The organism is Vicinamibacteria bacterium, from assembly GCA_035620555.1.
In the GTDB taxonomy this organism is placed as follows: Bacteria; Acidobacteriota; Vicinamibacteria; order Marinacidobacterales; family SMYC01; genus DASPGQ01.
In genome coordinates this window covers 1-5,775 of the sequence record DASPGQ010000213.1, presented here as the reverse complement: position 1 = coordinate 5,775, position 5,775 = coordinate 1, and the positions used below count along the sequence as shown (strand labels likewise).

The window sequence follows — 5,775 nt, the reverse complement described above, 5'->3', positions numbered from 1 at the left end:
TCCTCGGGTTTGCTCATCGGGGACTTTCTTGCTCGTCGCAGCCAATATAGTACGCGGACAATATATATGCAATACGATATATCATACGATCAACATAATCGTCGGTACCGGGCGGGCGTATAATGAGAAGATGGAGCACTTTCTGAGCGTTTCGCTCGGTCTCGGTCTAGCCGCCGCCTGCGGGTTTCGTGTTTTCGTTCCTCTCCTCATCATGAGCGCCGCTTCCTATACCGGACACCTCGGCCTCTCCGAGGGATTCGAATGGGTAGGGAGTTTTCCCGCGCTCGTGGCCTTCGGCACGGCGACGGTGGTCGAAGTGCTCGCTTACTACGTTCCCTGGGTCGACAATCTCCTCGATACCCTGGCTGGACCTGCGGCGGTCGTCGCCGGGGCCGTCGTTACCGCATCGGCGATGACCGACGTGGATCCGCTCGTCAAGTGGACGCTCGCCGTCATCGGTGGCGGCGGGCTGGCCGGGCTCGTAAAAGGAGCGACCACCGTGGCCCGGGGCGCTTCGACGGCGGCAACGGGAGGGTTGGCGAATCCGATTCTCGCGACGATGGAGCTCGGAACGTCCTTCGTTCTGGCCCTCGTGGCCGTGGCGCTGCCGCTGCTCGCCCTCGTGCTCGTCGGAGTGACGGTTCTCTTCCTGGTCAGGAAGCTCGCGGCCCATCGGGCCCGTCGCCAGACGGCTTGAGCTCAGCCCACGCTCAGACGTGGGCGGTATCAAGCTTTGTGGGCATTCTACTCGGCCAGACCCGCCGAAGCCACCACGAGAAGTAGCGCCTTCTGAATGTCGATGTGCCCGTCCTCATTGGACCACCACTCGTGGAGCGAATGCGCCCCTTCACCGGCGCCTCCTCGGCCGATCGTGGTCGCGGGAATACCGAGTGCGATGGGCACGTTGGCATCGGTCGAGCCGCTTCCGAGCTCCGGTTCGACGCCGAAGAAACGGGTTGCGGCGAGAGCGCGCTGGATCAACGGAGTATCGGGATCGACCTTGCCCGACGGTCGATCTCCGACTGGCTGGATCTCTACCGTGAGCGGATCGCCCCGACGCCTGCGCTCGTTCTGCTCCTCGAGGGCACGGGTTACCGCGCGCTGAAAGATGGCGTCGATCTTCTCGAGCTGATCGGGGTCCTCGGAGCGCATGTCGACCTCCGCCCAGTTCTCGAACGGTATCGCATTCACCGACGTACCCCCTCCGATGCGGCCGATGTTGTAGCTCGTGCGCGGGCCGGAGATGACGAATTCCGCGGCTTCCTCATCGAAAAAATGAATGGCTCGCGCCAGGGCGTGCGCCGGATTGGCGAGGCCGAACGCCCCCCACGAGTGGCCCCCTGGACCCTTGAAGGTGAGGCGGTAACGGTGAGAGCCAATGGCATGGTTCAGGACCCGCTCGGTGCTGCCGCCATCGACGGCGATGAACTCATCGATTCGTGGACCGCCTTCGCGAAACAGGTGCTTGACGCCGCGAAGGTCGCCGAGCCCCTCCTCGCCCACGGAGCCCACGATCAGCAGATTCGATTTCGTCTTCACTTCGGCTCGGGTCAAGGCGCGGACCAGCGTGAGGACCAGCACCAGCCCGCGAGTATCATCTCCGATGCCGGGCGCGTGCAGTCGGTCGCCCTCGCGGCGAACGGTGACGTCGGTGCCTTCGGGGAAGACGGTGTCGAGGTGTGCGACGACCGCCACGGTGCGCCCTCCCTCGGCTCCGGTGATCTCGCCCAGGACGTTCCCGACCTCATCGGTCGTCACACTTTCGAGGCCCGCCTCGCGAAGCATCTCGGCGTACCGAGCCGCACGCTTGTCTTCCATGAAAGGGGGAGCCGGGATCTCGGTCAGGTGGATGAGGTCGCGCTCCGTTTGCGGCTCGAGCGCGACGATGATCTCGAAGGCTTCGCGGACCTTCGGCCGCGCGGCGATCTCGCGTATCTCGACGTCGTATTGGTCTTGGGAGATGACACTCAAGAAGAGAGACAGAAACAGGGTCATGTCGATTCCACTCCGGTCAGAAGGGTCGGAGCGGCGATTCTATAACATCGCGACTTCTCAACCCGAGTGGGTGCCATCGCTCTCACTCTCTTCGTTCGCGGGAAACGAAAGGGCTTCGGAACGGGCCACCCATAGGGTACCCACGAGGTCTCCCATCATGTTCACCGTCGTGCTCCCCATGTCCACCAGCCGATAGATCCCTCCGACGATGGCAGCGATCTCGACGGGAAGCTGAAACGCCTCGACGAAGAGGAGGGCGGACACCAGTCCGCCGCCCGGGATCCCGCTCGAGGCCTGAGAGAGGACTAGGCCGAGCGCCAAAACGCTCACCATCGCGGCACCGTCGAGATCGATGCCGGCGGACTGAGAGGTGAAGAGCAAGACCGAGCCCAACATGACGGCCGTACCATCTTTGTTGAACTGGGCGCCGAGAGGGAGAGTGAAGGCGTATACGGCTCGCGGCAGTTTCAAGCGTTTCTCGGCGAGCTCCAGCGATACCGCGAGACTGGCCAGGCTGCTGCAGGTGGCCGCGGTGGTCGCGTAGAGCGGTCCAGTTTTCCTCAGGAACTCCAGAGGTGAGGTTCGTCCGAAGAAGAGCACGAAGACGAGATAGAGCGCCACTACGATAGCCTGGGCGAGCCACACGGATGCGAGGAAACGCGCGAGGGGTCCGAAGAGTCCCGACCCGTATTGACCCACGGTCGCTGCGGCGAGTGCTCCGATGCCGATGGGGCCGAACCGGAGAACGAGGGCGACCAGTTTTCGAAAAAGCTCCGCTGCCGCATTGAAGAGGCCGTCGAGTGGTTGGCGGCGCTCCTCGGGTAGAAGGGCTGTGGCGAAGCCGAGGAGCACGGAAAAAAAGACGATTTGCCCCACGTTGCCCCGGGCGAAAGCATCGACGACGTTGGTGGGGACGAGATCGAGAACGACCTCGCCAACGCTCGGCAACGCTCCGAGTCCCTCGGGCGGTGTTTCGGCGAGCACCATCCCGTCGCCAGGTCGAAGCCATGCGGTCGTGGCCAATCCCAGGAGAATCGCCACGACCGTGGTCAGCGTGTAATAAACGATGATCTTGACGCCGAGCCGGCCGAGTAACTTGACGTCGGTCATGGAGCCGATCGCCGCCACCAAGTTGAAGAAGACGAGCGGAATGGCTGCCATCATGAGGAGTCGTATGAACAGGTTGCCAAGCGGCTCGAAGGCAGCGGCAGATTCCCCGAGAACGAGGCCGACGACGACACCGGCCACCATGAATACGAGAATCCGGGCGCCGAGAGACAGGCGACGGTAGCGGTCGAGAAGCCACACGGAGGTTCGTCAGGGGATTCTTTGAGGGCGGTCCGCTCCCAAAGGAAGCTCCGCGACCAGCGTCAGCACAGGGCCTTGCGCAGACGCTCGAGCCCGAGGTCGATCTCTTGCCACGACCGCGCGCAGGTGATCCTCACATGACCCTCGCCCGAAGGGCCGAAGGCCGAGCCGGGCACGACTGCGACGCCGTAGTCCTCGAGGAGGTGAGCGGCCAAGGCCATCGAACACGAGGCTCTCTCCCGGATGTCCGCCCAGGCGTAGAAGGCTCCTTCGGCCATCGTGCATCGAACCCCGGGCAACGCATCGAGCGCGGCGGTGACGGTGCGGGTGCGCCTTTCCCAATCGCTCCAGAGAGACCTCACTTCCTCGGGCGGCTCACGACCGTAGGCCAGAGCCCCAGCGGTCTGGGCGAAGGAGCTCACGCAGGTCACGAGGTGCTCCTGGACCGTGAGCATCGCGTCGACGATCGCCTTCGGGGCGAAGGCGAAGCCCACGCGCCAGCCGCCCATGCAAAAGCTCTTCGTCAACCCCATGAGGGTGATCGTCCGTTCTCGCATTCCCGGGATCGCCGCGATCGATCCGTGCCGGCGCCCGTCCCAGGTGAGTCTTTCGTAGGTTTCGTCGGAGTAGACGAGGAGTCCGTGTGTCTGAGCGAGCGAAGCGATGACTCGCTGATCTTCCCGGGCGTGGATCACACCCGTGGGGTTGTGGGGCGAGCACAAGATGATGCCTTTGGTGCTGTCAGTAACGCTCTCTGATAGCTGCCGCTCTCGATCGCGGAACCGGCACTCGCGCGAGATCGTCACCGGGCGGGCCACGGCGGAAGCGTAGCGTACCGCTGGCTCGTAGCTGACGAATCCGGGGTCTTCGATCAGCACTTCGTCACCGGGATCGAGCGTCGCCAGCAACGCGGCGAACAATCCTTGCTTGCAGCCGAGCGTCGCCACGATCTCCCGACTCGGGTCGGCATCGAGGCCGTTGTCTCGCGCGAGCTTGATCGAGCATGCCTCGCGAAACTCGGGCTTCCCCCGCGCCATCGTCTGGTGGGTGTCGCCTTCATGCATCGCACGAGTCGCTTCCCGCACGAGGTATTCGAACGTGTGCTCCGAGGCACGGCCGGCGGAGAAGTCGACCACCGACAACCCTTGCCTCTTCTTCTCCGCCACGGCGTCGGCGATCCGCACGGTCGCAGACGGCGGGATGTTGCGCGCTCGTTCGGCGACCGCCTCGCATCTCACGCGGCGATTGTATCGGGACGCGACGAAAAGGAACAAGCCCGCCCTCGAGAATCACGATCTCGGTGATAAAGTGAATGGATGCCGAGCCGAATGATCGTTCTCGCGGGAGTGCTCTGCCTGTGCTGTTCGGCGGGAGAGGCGCCGGTGGCGACGAACGAGTCGGCCGGGCGTGCCCCCGAAACCATCACCGGAAAAACCGCCCGAGCTACGGGAGGCTTTCCGTCGGTGGTCTTGCTCGTGCCCGAGGGCGAGTCCCCAGAACCGACCGTTGCTGCTCCCGCGGTGATGGACCAGTACGGAAACGCATTCCACCCCAAGCTGCTCGTCGTTCGCCCCGGCCAAGCCGTGGAATTTCGTAACAGCGAGGATGTTCTTCACAACGTGCACGTCGTGAATGCGGAAACGCGAGAGACCCTATTCAACGTGGGCACACCCGTGGTCGGCTCCTATCGGCACACGTTCGATACCGAAGGCGTCTACGACGTCTCTTGCGAGATTCATCCCGCGATGGCCGCATTCGTCGTGGTGACCGATGCGCCTTATACGGTGATCGCCGACCCGGACGGTTCTTTCGGCATCTCCGGGCTTCCCGCCGGCACCTACCGCGTCACCGTGTGGAACCTCGATCCCGGAGGTCGGCTCGAACGTACGATCGAGGTGCGAGAGGGCGAAGACTTCTGGGAGCTCGAGGCGGGTGAGTCGTGAAGCCCGCTCCCATCAAATCCACGATCACCGTTCGGGATCTCGAGAAGGTCGACATTCGCGTGGGTACGATCGAGTCGGTCGAGGAGATCGAGGGCGCCGACGAGCTGATGAAGCTCTCGGTGGACTTCGGGGATCAGAAACGGCAGGTGCTCGCGGGCCTCAAGAAGGAGCGCGAGGACCCGCGAGAGCTCGTGGGAAGGCAAGCGCTCTTCGTCGTAAATCTGAAACCGCGCCGCATGCGAGGTCAGCTGTCCGAAGCGATGCTGTTCGACATCGGGTACGCCGACGGCCTGCGCCCGCGACTCGCGGTTCCGGAAGAGCCTGTTCCCAACGGCGCTCGCGCCGGGTGATAGCCGTGCTATTGCTGCTTCGGTTTCGCGCTCCGTCCCGACGCACCGCTTCGTGAGTAGCCCGAAGGTGTGGCGGCCGCGCCCGACGAGCTCCCATCGGAGCTTCCAACCGAGCCGCCGCCGTCCGAGCCGTCGCGCCATTTCGCACGACGCCCCCCCTCGGAAGGTTCCCGGCGGCT

At 64.0% G+C, this 5,775-nt stretch carries 6 protein-coding genes; 3 read left to right on the top strand and 3 right to left on the bottom strand.

The window, feature by feature from the left end; translation table 11 throughout:
• Nucleotides 1-130 precede the first annotated feature (130 nt).
• Entirely contained in the window at nucleotides 131-697 is a 567-nt protein-coding gene (locus VEK15_08505) for a DUF4126 domain-containing protein (GenBank protein ID HXV60721.1), read from the top strand.
• A gap of 47 nt (nucleotides 698-744) precedes the next feature.
• Here the strand turns inward: VEK15_08505 and VEK15_08500 are convergent, their stop codons facing one another.
• The 3 genes from VEK15_08500 to VEK15_08490 form a co-directional block, all read right to left on the bottom strand.
• Entirely contained in the window at nucleotides 745-1,995 is a 1,251-nt protein-coding gene (locus tag VEK15_08500) for a M20/M25/M40 family metallo-hydrolase (GenBank protein HXV60720.1), read from the bottom strand.
• A 57-nt stretch (nucleotides 1,996-2,052) separates the two neighbouring features.
• Nucleotides 2,053-3,303, bottom strand: coding sequence for a dicarboxylate/amino acid:cation symporter (locus VEK15_08495; GenBank protein ID HXV60719.1), 1,251 nt, complete (start codon nucleotides 3,301-3,303; stop codon nucleotides 2,053-2,055).
• A 62-nt stretch (nucleotides 3,304-3,365) separates the two neighbouring features.
• Nucleotides 3,366-4,541 (bottom strand): aminotransferase class I/II-fold pyridoxal phosphate-dependent enzyme, encoded by a 1,176-nt coding sequence (locus VEK15_08490; protein ID HXV60718.1) that lies wholly within the window; start codon nucleotides 4,539-4,541, stop codon nucleotides 3,366-3,368.
• 78 nt (nucleotides 4,542-4,619) lie between these two features.
• On the opposite strand from VEK15_08490, the gene VEK15_08485 reads away from it, so the two are divergent.
• Complete coding sequence (locus tag VEK15_08485; protein ID HXV60717.1) at nucleotides 4,620-5,246, top strand: plastocyanin/azurin family copper-binding protein; 627 nt, start codon at nucleotides 4,620-4,622, stop codon at nucleotides 5,244-5,246.
• Entirely contained in the window at nucleotides 5,243-5,596 is a 354-nt protein-coding gene (locus VEK15_08480; protein ID HXV60716.1) for a tRNA-binding protein, read from the top strand. Before VEK15_08485 ends, VEK15_08480 begins: the two co-directional genes overlap by 4 nt.
• Nucleotides 5,597-5,775: the final 179 nt, after the last annotated feature.

Excerpts from the sequence above, each read along its gene's own strand:
- VEK15_08500 (HXV60720.1), bottom strand. The coding sequence starts at position 1,995 with ATGACCCTGTTTCTGTCTCTCTTCTTGAGTGTCATCTCCCAAGACCAA.
- VEK15_08505 (HXV60721.1), top strand. The coding sequence starts at position 131 with ATGGAGCACTTTCTGAGCGTTTCGCTCGGTCTCGGTCTAGCCGCCGCC.
- VEK15_08485 (HXV60717.1), top strand. The coding sequence starts at position 4,620 with ATGCCGAGCCGAATGATCGTTCTCGCGGGAGTGCTCTGCCTGTGCTGT.